Source organism: Pseudomonas sp. NPDC087612 (assembly GCF_044743505.1).
Lineage (GTDB): Bacteria > Pseudomonadota > Gammaproteobacteria > Pseudomonadales > Pseudomonadaceae > Aquipseudomonas.
This window is the reverse complement of sequence record NZ_JBIUWO010000002.1, coordinates 315107-331955: the sequence shown is the minus strand read 5'-3', so window position 1 is coordinate 331955 and position 16849 is coordinate 315107. Positions and strand designations below refer to the sequence as shown.

Annotated in this window: 14 protein-coding genes and 2 pseudogenes; 7 read left to right on the top strand and 9 right to left on the bottom strand. The window is 63.4% G+C overall.

What is annotated here, in order from left to right; translation table 11 throughout:
* Positions 1-1125: retention module-containing protein (locus ACIOVF_RS05175; protein WP_401288003.1), on the bottom strand; the 1125-nt coding region annotated here is incomplete at its 3' end.
* Positions 1126-1645: 520 nt separating this feature from the next.
* Between ACIOVF_RS05175 and ACIOVF_RS05170 the strand changes: the two genes are divergently transcribed.
* Genes ACIOVF_RS05170 through ACIOVF_RS05160 form a run of 3 tightly spaced genes read left to right on the top strand, consistent with a single transcriptional unit; the run spans position 1646 to position 6573 of the window.
* Positions 1646-3019 (top strand): TolC family outer membrane protein, encoded by a 1374-nt coding sequence (locus ACIOVF_RS05170; RefSeq protein WP_045193386.1) that lies wholly within the window; start codon positions 1646-1648, stop codon positions 3017-3019.
* 40 nt (positions 3020-3059) lie between these two features.
* Positions 3060-5207: a type I secretion system permease/ATPase gene (locus tag ACIOVF_RS05165; RefSeq protein ID WP_371128686.1), complete on the top strand. Its 2148-nt coding sequence runs from the start codon at positions 3060-3062 to the stop codon at positions 5205-5207.
* A gap of 10 nt (positions 5208-5217) precedes the next feature.
* Positions 5218-6573, top strand: a complete 1356-nt coding sequence (locus tag ACIOVF_RS05160; protein WP_093385864.1) for an HlyD family type I secretion periplasmic adaptor subunit — start codon at positions 5218-5220, stop codon at positions 6571-6573.
* 15 nt (positions 6574-6588) lie between these two features.
* On the opposite strand, the gene ACIOVF_RS05155 is transcribed toward ACIOVF_RS05160, so the two are convergent.
* The 4 genes and pseudogenes from ACIOVF_RS05155 to ACIOVF_RS05140 form a co-directional block, all read right to left on the bottom strand.
* Positions 6589-7188, bottom strand: coding sequence for a tRNA-uridine aminocarboxypropyltransferase (locus ACIOVF_RS05155; RefSeq protein ID WP_401287999.1), 600 nt, complete (start codon positions 7186-7188; stop codon positions 6589-6591).
* A gap of 78 nt (positions 7189-7266) precedes the next feature.
* A pseudogene (locus ACIOVF_RS05150) lies at positions 7267-8241 on the bottom strand (methyl-accepting chemotaxis protein); the annotation flags it as partial.
* A gap of 279 nt (positions 8242-8520) precedes the next feature.
* Positions 8521-8826, bottom strand: a pseudogene (locus ACIOVF_RS05145) (PAS domain-containing protein); the annotation flags it as partial.
* Between the two features lie 141 nt (positions 8827-8967).
* The gene (locus tag ACIOVF_RS05140) at positions 8968-9861 is read right to left on the bottom strand and encodes a LysR family transcriptional regulator (RefSeq protein WP_045193391.1); all 894 of its coding nucleotides are present in this window, start codon (positions 9859-9861) and stop codon (positions 8968-8970) included.
* A 222-nt stretch (positions 9862-10083) separates the two neighbouring features.
* Between ACIOVF_RS05140 and speB the strand changes: the two genes are divergently transcribed.
* Complete coding sequence (gene speB / locus ACIOVF_RS05135; RefSeq protein WP_045193392.1) at positions 10084-11034, top strand: agmatinase; 951 nt, start codon at positions 10084-10086, stop codon at positions 11032-11034.
* A gap of 145 nt (positions 11035-11179) precedes the next feature.
* Entirely contained in the window at positions 11180-12559 is a 1380-nt protein-coding gene (locus ACIOVF_RS05130) for a sodium:solute symporter (protein WP_045193393.1), read from the top strand.
* Positions 12560-12613: 54 nt separating this feature from the next.
* Here ACIOVF_RS05130 and ACIOVF_RS05125 read toward each other — a convergent pair whose 3' ends face one another.
* Together ACIOVF_RS05125 and ACIOVF_RS05120 are read right to left on the bottom strand one after the other, a co-directional pair.
* The gene (locus ACIOVF_RS05125) at positions 12614-12739 is read right to left on the bottom strand and encodes a PA1414 family protein (RefSeq protein ID WP_010223057.1); all 126 of its coding nucleotides are present in this window, start codon (positions 12737-12739) and stop codon (positions 12614-12616) included.
* Positions 12740-12863: 124 nt separating this feature from the next.
* Positions 12864-13757 (bottom strand): putrescine utilization regulator PtrR, encoded by an 894-nt coding sequence (locus ACIOVF_RS05120; RefSeq protein WP_045193394.1) that lies wholly within the window; start codon positions 13755-13757, stop codon positions 12864-12866.
* Positions 13758-13863: 106 nt separating this feature from the next.
* Between ACIOVF_RS05120 and ACIOVF_RS05115 the strand changes: the two genes are divergently transcribed.
* Positions 13864-15045, top strand: a complete 1182-nt coding sequence (locus ACIOVF_RS05115) for an MFS transporter (RefSeq protein ID WP_401287993.1) — start codon at positions 13864-13866, stop codon at positions 15043-15045.
* Here the strand turns inward: ACIOVF_RS05115 and ACIOVF_RS05110 are convergent.
* Both ACIOVF_RS05110 and ACIOVF_RS05105 read right to left on the bottom strand, forming a co-directional pair.
* Positions 14996-15922 (bottom strand): DMT family transporter, encoded by a 927-nt coding sequence (locus ACIOVF_RS05110; protein ID WP_401287990.1) that lies wholly within the window; start codon positions 15920-15922, stop codon positions 14996-14998. The two genes, ACIOVF_RS05115 and ACIOVF_RS05110, sit on opposite strands and share 50 nt — an antisense overlap.
* A gap of 109 nt (positions 15923-16031) precedes the next feature.
* A complete protein-coding gene (locus ACIOVF_RS05105; RefSeq protein WP_093385881.1) occupies positions 16032-16424 on the bottom strand; it encodes a transcriptional regulator in 393 nt (130 codons plus the stop codon).
* 126 nt (positions 16425-16550) lie between these two features.
* Between ACIOVF_RS05105 and ACIOVF_RS05100 the strand changes: the two genes are divergently transcribed.
* On the top strand, positions 16551-16820 hold the full coding sequence (locus ACIOVF_RS05100; protein WP_093385885.1) for a hypothetical protein: 270 nt from the start codon (positions 16551-16553) through the stop codon (positions 16818-16820).
* Positions 16821-16849 lie beyond the last annotated feature (29 nt).

The following is a 16849-nucleotide window of genomic DNA, read 5'->3' as shown; positions in this document are numbered from 1 at the left end:
GGCCAGCACCAAGGTGCCGTAGGTGCCGACGAAGGTGCCGGCAGTAATTGGCCCGGTGGGTACACGGTCCGCACCCTGCACGTCGTTGGTCAGCACGTTGCCGGTCAGGGTCAGCTGGTTCTCGGTAGCGGTGACGGCATTGCTATCGGCCACTGCCCGCGGTACGTCGTCAATCACCGTGACATCCAGCGAGCCAGTGGCTACGTCGCCGTCGGTATCACTGACCAGTACCGCGATGCTTTCACCAAGCCCGTTGGCACCCGCGCCACTGGGGTGGGTTTCGGCATCGTTGAGGGTGTAGCTGTAGCTGACCACGCCAGTGGCAGGGTCATAGCCGGTAATGGTCAGCAAATTGCCCAGGCCAGTGGTGATCGACTGGCCGATGCCGGTCACCGCACCGGCGGTGACCACATTGATGCCGCCGACGTTAAGGTTGAACACCCCATCGGGTGCCTGCACGGTAAAACTGCCCGCCTGGGTCAGGGCCGCCGGATTGCTGGCCGAGCCCTGGGGTAGATTGGCCTCGTTCAACGACAGCTCGCCGCCCTCGACGGCAAGCCCTTCGAGGCTGACCGGGTTGTCGATCACCGGCACTGGCGGGGCTTCGTCATTGTTGTTGATCAGGCCGACGTCCAGCTGCGGCAACTCGGGAAAGCCGTTGAAGCCTGCGGTGGGAAAGCCGATCTGCGGATCAACGCGCCCGGCCACCTCGTTGAGGATCACGAAGGTATGCCCGCCGCCCAGTGCCCCCGTTGCACCGCCAGTGCTTGGCCCGGCTGCAGTGGGGTCGGCGTCCTGGCTCGGGTCGGCACCCGCAGCGATGGCTTGCTGGAGTTTCTCGACATCAGACAGTTGCGCCTGGCTGGGGGTCTGCGACTCCGGTGTATCAACATGCGGCGCGCGATCCGCCAGCAGCTCAGGGGTCAGGGTCAGATTGCTGTCACGGCCGAGGGTCAATTCGGCACCGTTTTGCAGGTGGACGGCGACTGCGCCAGCAAGGCCTGTGTCCAGCTGCTCGCCGGCATATACCTTGTCGCCTTCGATCAGCGGCCGGCGGCTGCCATCGCTGCCTACAGCGAAGACTTCGCCCACCACCTTGCTGACGACACCGATTAACTTAGCCATGAGCGCACTCCTCCACTGCAAATCGGTTGATTGCAGCAACGTGCGCTGAACTATCGCGTGGCCAGCCCGGCGGAATTAACCCGGGCCAACGCTAAAACAGCCCTGGAGTGCGAGATGATTTCAATGAAATCAATGACTTCGCCTGCCAGAGCTGCGGTGAAAGTGATTGAGCGAAGTGGCCTAGTGACACCTGCCAAAAATTTGTCGCCAAACTTCGCCCCGCCTCCATCCCCTCCGCTACATCCATGCCCTCTGCTGCAAAAACACGGGAACTTTCTCTGACGCCCGAAAAAATGCACCCTAGCGCTGATTCCACGGGCTGCCTGATATGAACAATGTCTCGGATTTCTTAGACCGCATAAGTTTTTTTTCGCATAACTCTTATGAAAAAATCTTCTTAGCTTCGCGCGTAAATGTTCTTAGCTCTGTTGTTACAAGCCTGATACGGTTTGACCTCAGGTTTTCGTCACTTTTTTGACGAATCGCAGGACCATTATTAGAAATCAGGGAGAAGTAACCCATGCGCGTTTTGACCCCCATCACCAGCGCAATTCTGTTGGCCATGGCATGTGCCAATGCCCAGGCGATGTCACTTAATGAGGCTGTGCAAAGCGCCGTGGATTACCACCCGGAAATCGGCTCCAGCAAAAACAGCCGGCTGTCGGCCGATGAAGACGTGAAGTTCGCCCGAGGCGGTTACTTCCCCACCGTCGACCTGGTGGCCGGTTACGGTCGACAACGCTCCGACAACACCAATACCCGTGGCTTCAATGCCGACGGCACGCGTAATCATAATAAAGAGACACTGACCTACACCCAGTCCGACCTGCGCCTGCGGCAGATGCTCTTCGACGGCTTCAACACCGCCAACGAAGTCGGCCGTACCGAGGCAGTGGTGAACTCGCGGGCCTACTACACCCAGGCCACCGCCCAGTCCGTCGCCTTGAGTACCGTCGAGGTGTACCTTGAAGTGCTCAAACGCCGCGAGCTGGTAACCCTGGCCAAGAACAACCTGCAGGCGCACCTGCGGGTCAACGACCAGATCGGCCTGCGCAGTGAGCGCGGGGTCGGCAGCAACGCCGACCGCGACCAGTCCACTGCCCGTCGCGCCTTGGCGGAAAACAACCTGTACACCGCCGAGGTCGACCTGGCCGATGCCGAGGCCAGGTTCTATAGCGTCGTCGGTCGCCAGCCCGATGAGCTGGAAACCCCGGTGACCATCAAGGGTGAAGTGCCTGCTGACCTGGCTGCTGCACGCCAGGACATGCTCGAAAACAACCCTTACCTGAAATCCGCCCAGGCCGACGTCAATGCGGCCGAGCAGCAATACGAAGTGGCCAAGTCGCCGTTCTACCCGCGTATTGACGCAGTATTGGCAACCGGTGCCAACAACAACACTGCAGGTCAGGTCGGCCACGACAACAACGACTGGCAGGCCGGTGTCGAGCTCAGTTACAACCTGTTCCGCGGCGGCAGCGACAAGGCCCGCCTGCAGTCCGATGCGCACAAGATCAACCAGGCCATGGACATCCGCAACAACGCCCTGCGCCAGCTGACCGAAGACCTGTCGCTGTCGTGGAACGCCATGAACAACGCCCGCGTGCAACTGCCGGCGGCCCGCGAGTACGCCGAGACCACCACCCGTGTGCGCGCCGCTTATCAGGACCAGTTCGGCCTCGGCCAACGCACCCTGCTCGATTTGCTCGACAGTGAAAACGAGCTGTACAACGCCAACCGCCGCTACACCGAAGTGCGCTACACCGAAGAGTTCTCCATGTACCGGGTGCTGGCCAACATGGGTGAACTGCTGAACAAGCAGCGCATCTCGCTGCCACCCGAGGCGATCGCCAAGAGCGAAGTGAAGAGCGAGGCGCGCCTGCCCGATATGCGCTAAACCCCTCCAACTGCGGCAGGAGTAGGCGACTGTGACCAGCATGCAACCTGCGAGCTCGGCAATAGATCCGCGCCAGAGTTTCGATGACCCGCTACTCGATGGCTTGCTGATCCTTTGCAAGCTGCATGGTTGCACTGTCAGTCGCGCCGGCCTGAGTGCCGGCCTGCCGCTGCCCGAGCAACGCCTGAGCCTTGAACTGCTGCCCCGGGCAGCGGCACGGGCCGGTTTGCAGGCGCGGATCCTGCGGCGTGAGCTGGGAGCGATCTCGGCGCTCAACCTGCCGGTGCTGTTGCTGCTCAAGGACGGCCGCTGCGCGGTGCTGCGGCGTTGGGGCGATGACGGCCGGGCGCTGATCCTGCCCTGTGAAGCCGAAGGCGGCGAGCAGTGGGTCAGCCGCGAAGAACTGCTGCAAGCCTACGCCGGCGAGGCGCTGTTCGCCCGCCCCCGGCATGAACTCGAAGACCTGCGTGCGCCGTTGATGCCACGGGTCAACGCCTGGTTTCGCGACACCCTCAAACTCTCACGCTGGCTCTACAGCGACGCCATTCTCGCCAGCCTGCTGATCAACCTGCTGGGGCTGATGGTGCCCCTGTTCGTCATGCAGACCTACGACCGCGTGGTGCCCAATCAGGCTACCTCGACGCTGTGGGTACTGAGCGCCGGCCTGCTGATCGGCACCCTGTTCGAATTGACCCTGCGCGTGGTCCGCGCCCACCTGCTCGACCAGGCCGGGAAAAAGACCGACCTGATTCTTTCCGCCACCCTGTTCGAACGCATCACCGGCATGTCGATGAAAGCCCGGCCGGCCACGGTTGGCGGCTTTGCCCAGAGCATTCATGACTTCCAGGGCCTGCGTGAATTCCTTACCGCCGTGACCCTGACCAGCATTATCGACCTGCCCTTCGTGGTGCTGATGCTGGCGGTGATCGGCCTGCTCGGTGGCTGGCTGGTGGTGATCCCGCTGATTGCCTTCCCGGTGACCATTTTCTTTGCCCTGTTCATCCAGGTGCGGCTGCGCGATACCGTGCAAAAAAGCCTGGCCCTGGGCGCCGTGCGCCAGGCGCTGCTGATCGAAACCCTCGGCGGCCTGGAAACCCTCAAGGCCTGCAGCGCCGAAAGCGAGCGCCAGTACCAGTGGGAAAGCACCCACGGCGCCCTCACCCGCCTCGACGCCCACGCCCGTAACCTGTCGGCACTGGCCACCAACGGCACGCTGTTCATCCAGCAGTTCTGCGGCATGGCCACCATCGTTGCCGGGGTCTACAGCATCATTGCCGGCAACCTCAGCGTCGGCGCCCTGGTTGCCAGCTACATGCTCGGCAGCCGGGTGCTGGCACCGCTCGGGCAAATCGCCGGGCTGATCACCCGCTACCAGCAGGCACAGCTGACCATGCGCAGCACCGACGCGCTGATGGCCCTGCCGCAGGAGCGCCAGGCCGGCCAGCAACCGCTGGAGCGCACCCAGTTGCACGGCGGCCTCGACGTCAGCCATGTGAGCTTTCGCTACCACGGCCAGAACGCTGCCGCCCTCAATGACATCAGCTTCAGCGTCAAGCCGGGCGAACGCATCGGCATCATCGGCCGCAGCGGCTCGGGCAAGAGCACCCTCGCGCGCCTGTTGATGGGTTTCTATGCCCCGGACGAAGGGCAGATCCTGCTCGACAACCTCGACCTGCGCCAACTGGACATCGCCGACCTGCGCCACCAACTGGGCTACGTCGCCCATGACCTGCCGCTGCTGGCCGGCAGCCTGCGCGACAACCTGACCCTCGGCGCGCGCTATGTGAGTGACGCGCGCATGCTTGAAGTGGCCGAGCTGACCGGCGTCAGCGAGCTGGCCCGCCAGCACCCGCAAGGCTTCGACCGCCCGGTCGGCGAGCGCGGCCAGCTGCTTTCCGGCGGCCAGCGCCAGGCCGTGCTGCTGGCCCGGGCGATGTTGCTCGAACCGCCGATCATGATCCTCGACGAACCCACCAGCCACATGGACAACAGCAGCGAAGACCAGCTGCGCCAGCGCCTGCATGGCTGGGTGCAGGGCAAAACCCTGCTGCTGGTCACCCACCGCACCTCAATGCTCAGCCTGGTCGACCGGCTGCTGGTACTGGACAACGGCAAGATCGTTGCCGACGGGCCGAAGGAAGCGGTCATCGATGCACTGCGCAAAGGCCGCGTTGGCGCGGCACTCTAGGGGGTCATTCATGTCCGTAAGCCAAGGCCTGCGCAGCTACTTCCAGAGTTTCGGCAAGACCGCCGAACGCGAGTTCATGCCCGATGTGGCCGGCGCCACCCTGCAGGACTCGCCGCGTCTGTCGCGGATCACCGTGTGGCTGGCCGCGGGGCTGTTGCTGGTGGCGCTGCTGTGGGCCAAGTTCGCCGTGCTCGATGAAGTGACCATGGGCGAAGGCAAGGCCATTCCGTCGAGCAAGGTCCAGGTGATCCAGAACCTTGAAGGCGGCATCGTCACCGAGATCTTCGTCCGTGAAGGGCAGATGGTGAACAAGGGCGATACCTTGCTGCGCCTGGACGACACGCGTTTTCTCTCCAACAAGGGCGAGAGCGAAGCCGACCGCTTTGCCCTCACCGCCCAGGTCGAGCGCCTTTCTGCCGAGGCCGAAGGCCGGCCGTTCCAGCTCTCCGAAGAAGTGCGCAGCAAGGCGCCACAAGTGGCCGAAGACGAACTCTCGCTGTACCAGTCGCGCCAGCGTCGGCTGAGCAGCGAAAAGCAGACCCTCAACGAGCAACTGCGGCAAAAAACCCAGGAACTGGCCGAATTTCGCTCCAAGGTCGAGCAGTACCGCTCGGCCCTGGCGCTGTTGCAGCAGGAACTGAACATGTCGACGCCGCTGGTTGGCACCGGGGCGATCTCACCGGTGGAGATTCTGCGCCTCAAGCGCAGCGCCGTTGAGGCCCGCGGCTCGCTCAACGCCACCAGCCTGGCAATCCCGCGCGCCGAAGCGGCGGTGGCCGAGATCAAGAGCAAGATCGAAGAGTCCGAAGCCGGGTTTCGCTCAGAGGCGGCCAAGGAGCTCAACGAAAAACGCACCGACCTGTCGAAGATCACCGCCTCAAGCATCGCCATCGATGACCGGGTAACCCGCACCACCGTGGTTTCGCCGGTGCACGGGATCATCAAGCTGCTCAAGGTCAACACCATCGGCGGCGTGGTCCAGCCCGGCAGTGACCTGCTGGAGATCGTGCCGCTGGAAGACAACCTGCTGATCGAGGCCAAGGTGCGCCCGCAAGATGTCGCCTTCCTGCACCCCGGGCAGTCGGCGATGGTCAAGTTCAGCGCCTACGACTACACCATCTACGGCGGCCTGAAGGCCAAGCTCGAACTGATCAGCGCCGACACCGTCACCGACGACAAGGGCAACGCCTTTTACCTGATCCAGGTGCGCACCGACAAGAACCACCTGGGTGGTGATAACAAACCGCTTTTGATCATCCCCGGCATGACTGCCACGGTGGATATCATCACCGGCCACAAGAGCGTGCTCGATTACCTGCTCAAGCCGGTGCTCAAGGCACGTACCGAAGCCATGCGCGAACGCTGAGGCGCTCGCAGTGGCTCAACGCAGATGATTGCGCTCGTAGGTCTCGCGCCCCATCGCCGCAATCTGCCCCTCGATCAGCGCCTCGAACGGTTTTAACAGCGCGTCAAAATTGACCGGCGCCTCCAGCACGTTGAGCGCCTGCACCAGTGCCTCCAAAGTCGATAACGCCCCCGCCTGCGGCGCTTTGCGCAGGCGATAGCGCGAAGGCAGGACCTGGGCCAGGGTCACTCGCGGCAACGTGCCGAGCAACGGGTTCACATGCAGCAACTTGCTCGCCTTGCGCCAGGTGCCATCAGGCACCACCAGTTGCCACGGTCGCTTATCCTCGCCGTCGGCATAGGCCACCAGCGGCTGCGCCGCATCGCCCGGAAACAGCAAGGCACTGCGGTACCCCGGTGCTTGCAGCAGCTCAGGCAGATCCTCGAACACTTCGCCCACGTGCAATTGCGCATTGCGCAAGCCAAGCGCCGCCAGCTTGGCGGTATTGAGCGCATGGCGCACTTCACTGGGATGCTGCAGCAACAGCACGCGGGTACGGCTGTCGAGGGAAGGGATTAGCGGACAAAGGCAATGGGCTTGTGGGCGCAGGCAGCGCTCGCAGTGGATTCTGGACATCGGGTTCTCCTGAGCGGGCAAAGTGTGCCACAGCAGCCCCGAAAAAAGCCCACTTCCCTGTGGGAGAGACGAAAAGCTTCAGCGGTTGAAACGTTCGGCCAGGCTGTACAGGTAATCGGCCATGCGTTCGAGGTCCTGGCTGATCTCGGCGCCCTGCTTGGCCTGCCCGGCGCTGTGATCGCAGAGCTGGGCAATGCGGGTGATCTGCTGGTTGATGTCCTCGGCGACATGACTCTGTTGTTCCGAGGCCGTGGCCATCTGCTGGCTCATGCCGGTGATGCGGCTGACCGCCTGGGTGATGCCCACCAGCGCCGACTGCACCGCCTCGACGCTGTGCACGCTGTCGCGGGAGATCTGCTCGCCCTTGCTGGCACTGGACACCGCCCGCTCGGCGCCGGCGCGCAACGAGGCGATAATCTGGTGGATCTCCTCGGTCGAGGTACGGGTACGCTGGGCCAGCGAGCGCACCTCGTCGGCGACCACGGCAAAGCCCCGGCCCTGCTCGCCGGCCCGCGCCGCCTCGATCGCCGCGTTGAGCGCCAGCAGGTTGGTCTGCTCGGCAATCGAGGTGATGACATCGACCACGCTGCCGATCGACTGGGTCTGGTCGGCCAGGGCATTGACCGCCTGGCCGATGTCGCTGACCGCCTCGGCCATGCTGCCCATGGCGCGCAGGCTTTGCTGCGCCAGGTCACTGCCCTGCTGGGCCAGGTGATCGGCATCGGAGGCGGCCGTAGCGGTGTTCTGCACGTTGTGCGTCACTTCCTGGATGGTCGCTGCCATTTGCGCAATCGCCGTGGCCGACTGATCGGTTTCGCTGCGTTGCTTGTCGAGCATCTGCGCCTGGGCCCCGGACAGGTCGGAGGATTGCGCGGCGCGCGTCTTGACCCCGACACCGGCATCCACCAGGCGCGTCAGGGCCGTTTGCAAGCGGGCTTCTTCACTGATGATCGCCAGGTCCAGCTGGCCCTGCAGGCCGCTGTTGTCGCTGTAGGTCAGGGCCACCAGAGGGCTGGTGAAGGCTTTCGGGTGTTCGCCCAGGGTGCGGCGGATCACCCGGTTCTGCCGCGCCTCGATCAAGTACCAGGCGCTGAGCAGGCTGGCCATCAGCACACCCAGGGCGGCGTACTGGGGCAGCCACAGGTAGCTGATCACAGACAGGATGCCAGCGCCGACCAAGGGCCAGCCGTGTTCCACTGTCGCGCCCAGCCGAGCCGCCAGCGGCACCGGGCTGCGCCCCTGGCGCAACCGTGCATACAAAGCCGTGGCTCGGCGTATCTGCTCGCGGGTCGGCACCGAGCGCACCGACTCGTAGCCGCTGATCCGGCCGTTCTCGTAAATCGCCGTAACGTAGGCACTGACCCAGTAGAAATCCCCGTTCTTGGCGCGGTTTTTCACCACACCCATCCAGGGTTTGCCCTGTTTGATGGTTTCCCACATATGCCCGAACACCGCGGGTGGCATGTCCGGATGACGCACCAGGTTGTGCGGCTGATCGAGCAATTCCTCATAGGTAAAACCGCTGATGGCGACAAAGGCGTCGTTGCAATAGGTGATGCGGCTGTTGAGGTCTGTGGTGGAAATCAGCCGCTGTTCGCTCGGAAAGGTTCTTTCATGCTCAGTGACGGGCAAATTCATGCGCATCTGGGCGATCCCTACAAAGGAGAGATGGGAAATTTCATCAAGCCAATACAGGTTTAGCAGAGCAATTACGGGGTTGCGGCCGATATTTTCAGGATTTTTTGCAGCCCCGACTAAATTTTTCAGGGGCCGTTTCGTTCAGGCTGGAGTGAGTTGCGCTTTGAGCAGATCGCGAAAGGTCTGGATCAAGGGTTCGCGGCTGCGGCCACGGCGAATGATCATGGAGAATGGCGCCTGATAGCCGAAGGTCGCCGGTGATAACACCCGCAAATCACCCTTGTCAGCCCAGGCCTGGGCATAGTGCTCCGGCAGGTAGCCGATATAGGCGCCGGACAACACCAGGATCAGTTGCGCCTCCATGCTCTCCACCGTTGCCGCGCTGTGCTTGAAGCCGTGGCGGGCAAGTTCAGCCTGGCTCCAGTAGCCGCGACCGACCATGCGCTGCTGGGTAATCACCTGCTCGGGAATGCGCCGCTCGTTGAACAGCGGGTGGCGGTTGCTGCAATACAGCCAATGTTGCTCGCGGTACAACGGCTGATACACCAGCCCGCTCATGCGCGTGGAAAACGCGCCGATGGCCAGGTCCAGGCGGTTGTCCTGCACCCCCAGCTGCAGCTCGTAGGGGCTCGACACCGACAGGTGCAAGTGCACCGCCGGGTGCTCCTGGCTGTAGGCACCGATAGCTTCAGCCAAAGGCAAGGCCCGATCGCCGACGGTGGAGTCGATCACCCCAAGGTTGAGGGTACCACGCAATTCCCCCTTGAGCGCCGCCGCGTATTGCTCGAAACCGTCCATTTCTGCCAGCAGGCGCAAGGTCTCCTGGTGGAACAGTTCACCCTTGCTGGTCAGGCTGAAACCGCCACGGCCGCGATGACAAAGGACGATGCCAAGGGCCGCCTCGAGCTGGCTCATGTAGGTACTGATGGCCGAGGTCGACAGGTTCAGCTCGCGCTGGGCGTTGGCAAACCCCTGGTGGCGCACGATGCTGACGAAGATGCGCAGGAGTTTCAGGTCGGGCAAGGCAGAGGCCATGTGATCGCGGTCCGCAGGGCTACAGATGGCCGGATTCTAACCGCAATACCGGCATTAGTTCAGAAAAACCTGAACTAAGTATTTGCCTGTAGCGATTCTTTTCATCCACTACCTTTTGCAGACTCTGCCGCAATGCACCTGCTTGCCGGCATTTCAGGGGTTGCCCCGGGCCAGCCAGACAGGTTCCAACAACTAGAACAATCGAATCGATGAGGCCCGACCGTGGACAAGATTCTGCACCAACCACTGGGCGGCAACGAAATGCCGCGCTTCGGCGGCATCGCCACCATGCTCCGTCTCCCTCACCTGCAAAGCGCCGAAGGCCTGGATGCCGCGTTCATCGGCATCCCCCTGGACATCGGCACCTCGCTGCGCTCCGGCACCCGCTTCGGCCCACGGCAGATCCGCGCCGAATCGGTGATGATCCGCCCGTACAACATGGCCACTGGCGCTGCGCCCTTCGATTCATTGTCGGTTGCCGATATCGGCGACGTGGCGATCAACACCTTCAACCTGCTCGACGCCGTGCGGATCATTGAAGAAGCCTACGACGAGATCCTCGAACACAACGTCATCCCCATGACCATGGGCGGCGACCACACCATCACCCTGCCGATCCTGCGCGCTATCCACAAGAAGCACGGCAAGGTCGGGCTGGTGCACATCGATGCCCACGCCGACGTCAACGATCACATGTTCGGCGAGAAGATCGCCCACGGCACCACCTTCCGCCGCGCCGTCGAAGAAGGCCTGCTGGACTGCGACCGCGTGGTGCAGATCGGCCTGCGCGCCCAGGGCTATACCGCCGAAGACTTCAACTGGAGCCGCAAGCAGGGCTTCCGTGTGGTCCAGGCCGAAGAGTGCTGGCACAAGTCGCTGGAGCCGTTGATGGCCGAAGTGCGCGAGAAAGTCGGTGGCGGCCCGGTGTACCTGAGCTTCGACATCGACGGTATCGACCCGGCCTGGGCACCGGGCACCGGCACCCCGGAAATCGGCGGCCTGACCACCATCCAGGCGATGGAAATCATCCGTGGTTGCCAGGGCCTGGACCTGATCGGCTGCGACCTGGTGGAAGTCTCGCCACCTTACGACACCACCGGCAACACCTCGCTGCTCGGTGCCAACCTGCTGTACGAAATGCTCTGTGCACTGCCGGGCGTGGTTCGCCGCTAACGGTAGTACACCAGGAGTTGCAACAGGGCAGGAGCCATGACAGTCGGGCCGCAACGACGGCCCACTGAGTAGACGAATGACCCGGCGCCAGGCTTGCCTGGCGCCGGGGTCGATCTCACCATAATAAAGATAATTGGAGACACCCATGGCCTTGGACATATTCGTTGTTCTGATTTATGCCGCCGGCATGCTCGCGCTCGGCTGGTTCGGCATGCGCCGGGCAAAAACCCATGAAGATTACCTGGTGGCCGGGCGCAACCTGGGCCCTAGCCTGTACATGGGCACCATGGCCGCCACGGTACTGGGCGGCGCGTCGACCGTCGGCACCGTACGCCTGGGCTATGTCCACGGGATTTCCGGCTTCTGGCTGTGCGCCGCGCTGGGCCTGGGCATCATCGCCCTGAACCTGTTCCTGGCCAAGCCGCTGCTGCGCCTGAAGATCTTCACCGTTACCCAGGTGCTGGAAAAACGCTACAACCCCATGGCCCGCCAGGCCAGTGCGGTGATCATGCTTGCCTACGCGCTGATGATCGCGGTGACCTCGACCCTGGCCATCGGCACCGTTTTGCAAGTGCTGTTCGACCTGCCGTTCTGGGGCGCGATCCTGCTCGGTGGTGGCGTCGTGGTGGTGTACTCGACCATCGGCGGCATGTGGTCGCTGACCCTGACCGACATCGTCCAGTTCGTGATCAAGACCGTCGGCCTGATGTTCGTCCTGCTGCCCATCTGCCTGTACAAGGTCGGTGGCTGGGATCAACTGGTGGCCAAGCTGCCGGCCAGCAACTTCAGCCTGACCACCATCGGCTGGGACACCATCATCACCTACTTCCTGATCTACTTCTTCGGCATCCTGATCGGCCAGGACATCTGGCAACGGGTGTTCACCGCCCGTGACGAGAAAGTCGCCAAGTACGCAGGCACCACTGCTGGCGTGTACTGCGTGATCTACGGCCTGGTGTGCGCACTGATCGGCATGGCCGCGCATGTCCTCCTGCCGGACCTGGACAACGCCAACAACGCCTTTGCCGCGATCGTCAAATCCACCCTGCCTGACGGTATCCGTGGCCTGGTGATTGCCGCTGCGCTGGCAGCGATGATGTCCACCGCCAGTGCCGGCCTGCTGGCCGCCTCCACGGTCCTGACCGAAGACCTGCTGCCGAAACTGCGCGGCGGCAAGCAGTCGAGCCTGGGCATCAACCGCCTGTTCACCCTGCTGACCGGTATTGCCGTACTGGGTATCGCCTTGGTGGTAACCGATGTGATCAGCGCCTTGACCCTGGCCTACAACCTGCTGGTGGGCGGCATGCTGATTCCGCTGATCGGCGCCATCTACTGGAAACGCGCCACCACTGCGGCGGCGATCACCAGCATGACCCTGGGCTTCGTCACCGCCCTGGCGTTCATGATCATGGATGGGATGGACGCCAACACGCCGATCTACTACAGCCTGGCGATCGGCCTGGTGAGCTTTGTGGTAGTCAGCCTGATGTCGCGCCGCCCGGTAGGCGCCGTCAACCTGGCCTGATAGACAGGTGCACCACGGCCGTCGCATCAGCAATGATGCGGCGGCCGATGTGTTTTAGCGACGTGGCTGGCGCTTGCGCTGTTCTTCGTCGGTAGGGATCGGCACCGGCTGCAGCGGTGGCGGGATCAGGCCCAGGGCAGCGGCCAGGTCGTGGAGCCAGTTGAACAGATGGTTTCTCATAACTCCCCCTTACGGGTCAGCCTGCACGGCGAATAAATCCTGCGATGCTTCATACAGATCATAGTCCCAAGTATTGCAATGCGCATGTCTGTGCAACATGACTTGAGGGCAAGTTTGATCTCAATCAAGCCTCCTGCGCCATCTGCGCTGCCTGGGTAACTGTTTCCCCTTGTTGCAAATCGATCCAGGCGCTCAAATTCGCCCCGCGCATGCCCTTGCGCCACATCAGCCAGGTGGTGGCCTGATCGAACGGCGCCTGCAGGCGATGCACCGCCACCCGTTCGCGGCCCGGCAGGCTGTCGAGCATCGACTGCGCCATCAACGCAACCCCAGCCCCGGCTATCACACAGGCGAGCATGCTCGGGTACGACTCGATTTCCATGACCCGGCCCATGGCCGCGTGATCGTGGGCATACCAGGCCTCCAGGCGCATCCGGTACGAACAGCCTTGACGAAAGGTGAACACCGCCCGCCCGGCGACATCGCGGGCACTGCGCACCGGCCCATGGCCGGGTTCGGTGATCAGCACCAGGGTTTCGTCGCACAGCGGCACGCCGTCGAGCCCGGCCAGGGCCAGCGGCCCGTCGACCAAGGCGGCATCCAGGCGGCCGCTGAGCAAGCCTTCGAGCAACTCGCCGCTGGGCGCCGCCTGCACCTGCAGGTTCACCGCCGGGTAAGCGCTGTGGTAACGGGCCAGCAAGTCGGGCAAATGAATGGCCGCAGTGCTGTACATCGAGCCCAGCACGAACTCCCCGGCCGGCTGCCCGCCCTGCACGGCGGCAAAGGCCTCATCGTGCAGGGCGAGCATGCGCCCGGCGTAATCGAGCAGCACCTTGCCCGCCGGCGACAGCTGCAAGCGCTGGCGCTCGCGGCGAAACAGCTCAACGCCCAGTTGCTCTTCGAGCTGGCGCAGGCGCGTCGACAGGTTCGACGGCACCCGGTGCAGGCGCTCGGCGGCGCGGGTCACCGAGCCCTCCTCGGCCACCGCCTGGAAAATCCGCAATTGGCTGAGCTCCACCAGCTATTCTCCAAAACAGAACAAGTTGCTCATCATTATTCAATTTTATTGAAAGTCAACCGGCTTTAGCCTGACGGTCATTCACGCTTGTGCAGGAATTGCCGCCATGTCGCCAGTTGTTCGCCTTCTCGCCTGTGCCGTTGCCCTGATGATGGCCATGGGCATCGGCCGCTTCGCCCTCACTCCACAGCTGCCGCACCTGATCAGCGAAGGGCAGGTCAGCCTGACCGCCGCCGGCCTGATCGCCGCCGCCAACTACCTGGGCTATCTGCTCGGCGCCCTGGATGCGATGTTCGCCCGCCGCCCGGGCCAGGTCAGTGCGCGCCTGCACGGTGGGCTGTGGCTGTGCGTCGTGCTGACCCTGGCGTCGTTCTCGGCCAGCGGTTTCTGGGCTCACCTGCTGCTGCGCTTTGGCACCGGCGTGGCCAGCGCCTGGGTGCTGGTGATGCTCACCAGCCTCAGCCAGCAGGTGGCAGCGGCCAGCAATCGGCCACGGCTCGGCGCCCTGGTGTTTGCCGGGCCCGGGGTGGGAATTTTTTTAACCGGAATGCTGGCGCTGATCACCAACCTCAACGGACTGGGCTCGGCGCCGCTGTGGTTAATCTATGCCGCCGTTGCCCTGTTGATGCTGCTGATCGTGCTGCCAGCGCTGCCACGCCCGCAGGCGCTAGCGCCTACTGTCAGCGGGGCGCGCGTCCAGCCAGCCGGGCAAGGAATTGCCCGCCTGGGCCTGGTGTATGCGCTGTACGGTATTGGCTACATCATCCCCGCGACCTTCATGTCGCAGATGGCCAGTGCGCGCTTTCACGGGCAGTGGCTGGCCGACCTGTTCTGGCCCGGTTTTGGTCTGGCGGCGGCGCTAGGCGTGCTGCTGGTCAGCCTGCGCCGCCCGGGCATGGGCAGCACCTCAAGCTGGCTGATCGCGACCCTGTGGCTGCAGGCCGCCGGCGTGTTCGCCTGCCTGCTGGGCAACGGCCCGGGCCTGGCGCTGGGGGTGATCCTCTGTGGCGGCCCGTTCCTGGCCTGCATGCAGCTGGTGATGCAACGCTCGCGGGAGCTGGCACCGCACGCCAGCCAGCGCAATGCCGGGCTTTTGACCGCCTGTTTTGCCCTGGGCCAGCTCAGTGGACCGCTGCTGGCGGCGCTGAGCAATCAGTTCGCCGGCAGCCTGCAGGCAGCGCTGCTGATCGCCGCCAGCGGCCTGGTGCTCGCCGGCCTGCTGCTGTTGCGCCCGCAGGCTAGCCGAGCAGGCTGCGCAGGCGCCGGCGCACCCACTGCTCAGCGCTGACCAGGGTCACCCCGAGCAGCACCATGATCGCGCCGAGGACGAAATTCAGGCTCAACGGCTCGCCCAGCAACAGCACGCCGAAAGTCACCCCGAATAACGGCGTAATGAACGAGAACACCGCCAGGTTCGAGGCCAGATAGCGGCGCAGCAGCCAGAACCAGGTCAGGTAGCTGAAAAACGACACGATCAGGCCCTGAAACAGCAGGCTGCCGATCGACAGCGGGGTGAACTGCACCTGGGTAACCTGGCCACTGGCGACAGCGATCAACAGCAGGCCGACAAAACCGACCGCCAGTTGATAGAACAGCGTCAGGGTCGCTGGCGCCTCCGACAGCCGCGAAGCGCGCACCACCACGGTGGTTGCGCCCCAGGCCAGGCCCGCCAGCACCCCGAAGGCATCACCCAGCAACATTTGTGCGTCCAGATGCTCAAGGGAAACGCCACCGGCAAAGGCAAAGGCAATACCGCCAAAGGCCAGCAGGATGCCCAGCCACTGCAAGGGCCGCAGCCGCTCGCTGGGCAGCATGAAATGCAAGCCCAGGGCGGTAAACACCGGTGCGGTGTAGAGGAATACCGACATGTGCGCCGCCGAGGTCAGCTTCAGGCCTTCGGCGATGAACAGAAACTCCAGGCCAAACAGGGAACCGGCCAGTAGCCCGCCGCGCCAGGTGCTGGCGACCTGGTCCCAGCCGCCACGAAAACACATCAGCAGGCCGACCAGCACTGCCGCCATCCCCGAGCGCATGGCTTGCTGCATCACCGGGGCAATATCCGGTGCGGCCCACTTGATCATCACCTGCTGGATGCCCCAGATCAGGCACAGCACCAGCATCACTTGCAGGGCAAAGGCATCGGTATTGCGGCGGCTGGCGCTCATCGGGCGCCCCCGGTTTCTGGCAGCAACATGGCAGGCTCTCGGCAGAAGTGGATCCAGCGCCGATTATCAGCGGCGGCGGCCGCTCAATGCCAGCCTTGTGTTACCTGCTTCAGGCAATCTGCGCCTTGGAGGCCAAATGATCGAAAGTCGCCTCGTCCAATGCATCCTCCTGTTCATCCAGCACCTGGCGCGGGTGATCGTTGCCCGGAATGCTGCTGTCCAGCAGGCTCAGCAGCCGCGAGCCCCGCTCGGTAAGGATGAAGTTCTCGCCGTTGCCGCCCTCGTCTTCCGGGCGTGAGGCAAAGTAACCGCGCTCGAACAGCAGCTTTTCATACTCACATGCCAGGGTTTTCAGATGATCGAGATCGCCAGGGGCTGCACCTTCGGCCGCCAGCTGGGCCGCATGCTGCTCGGCGTAAGGCCTGGGGGTAAAACTGTGGCCGGCGCTGTTCTGCGCTTCGTGCAACAGGCGTTCGATCAGGTCCCAGTCGTAGGTGGTCATCGGCATAGCCTCAATCAGGGGTAGGTAAGATTGTGACCGGTGTACGCGGCTGCGGTTCGACTGAACTTTCGCCGCCCGGCCAGGCTCAACCGCAAGACTTCACCTTGATTGCCCAGGAGCCTGCCGATGAAAACCCTGTTGAACATTGCCGCTGCCGCCAGCCTGCTGCTGGCCCTGCCCGGCTGGGCGTGCACGCTGGAAGAAGCGACGGCCAAGCGCGAAGAACTGGCCAAGGAAGTGAGCAAGCTCACCGAGCAGAACCCGCAGAAGGCCAAGGAGATCAACGACGAGCTGCAGAAGATGGAGCTGGGCACGGCCAGCAAGGACTTGCCGGACAAGTGCCAGCTGATCGACAAGCGGATGCAGGAATTGAAGAACGCTGAGAAGAAGACTTGAAATCGGGGTGAAACAATCGCGGGTCAAGT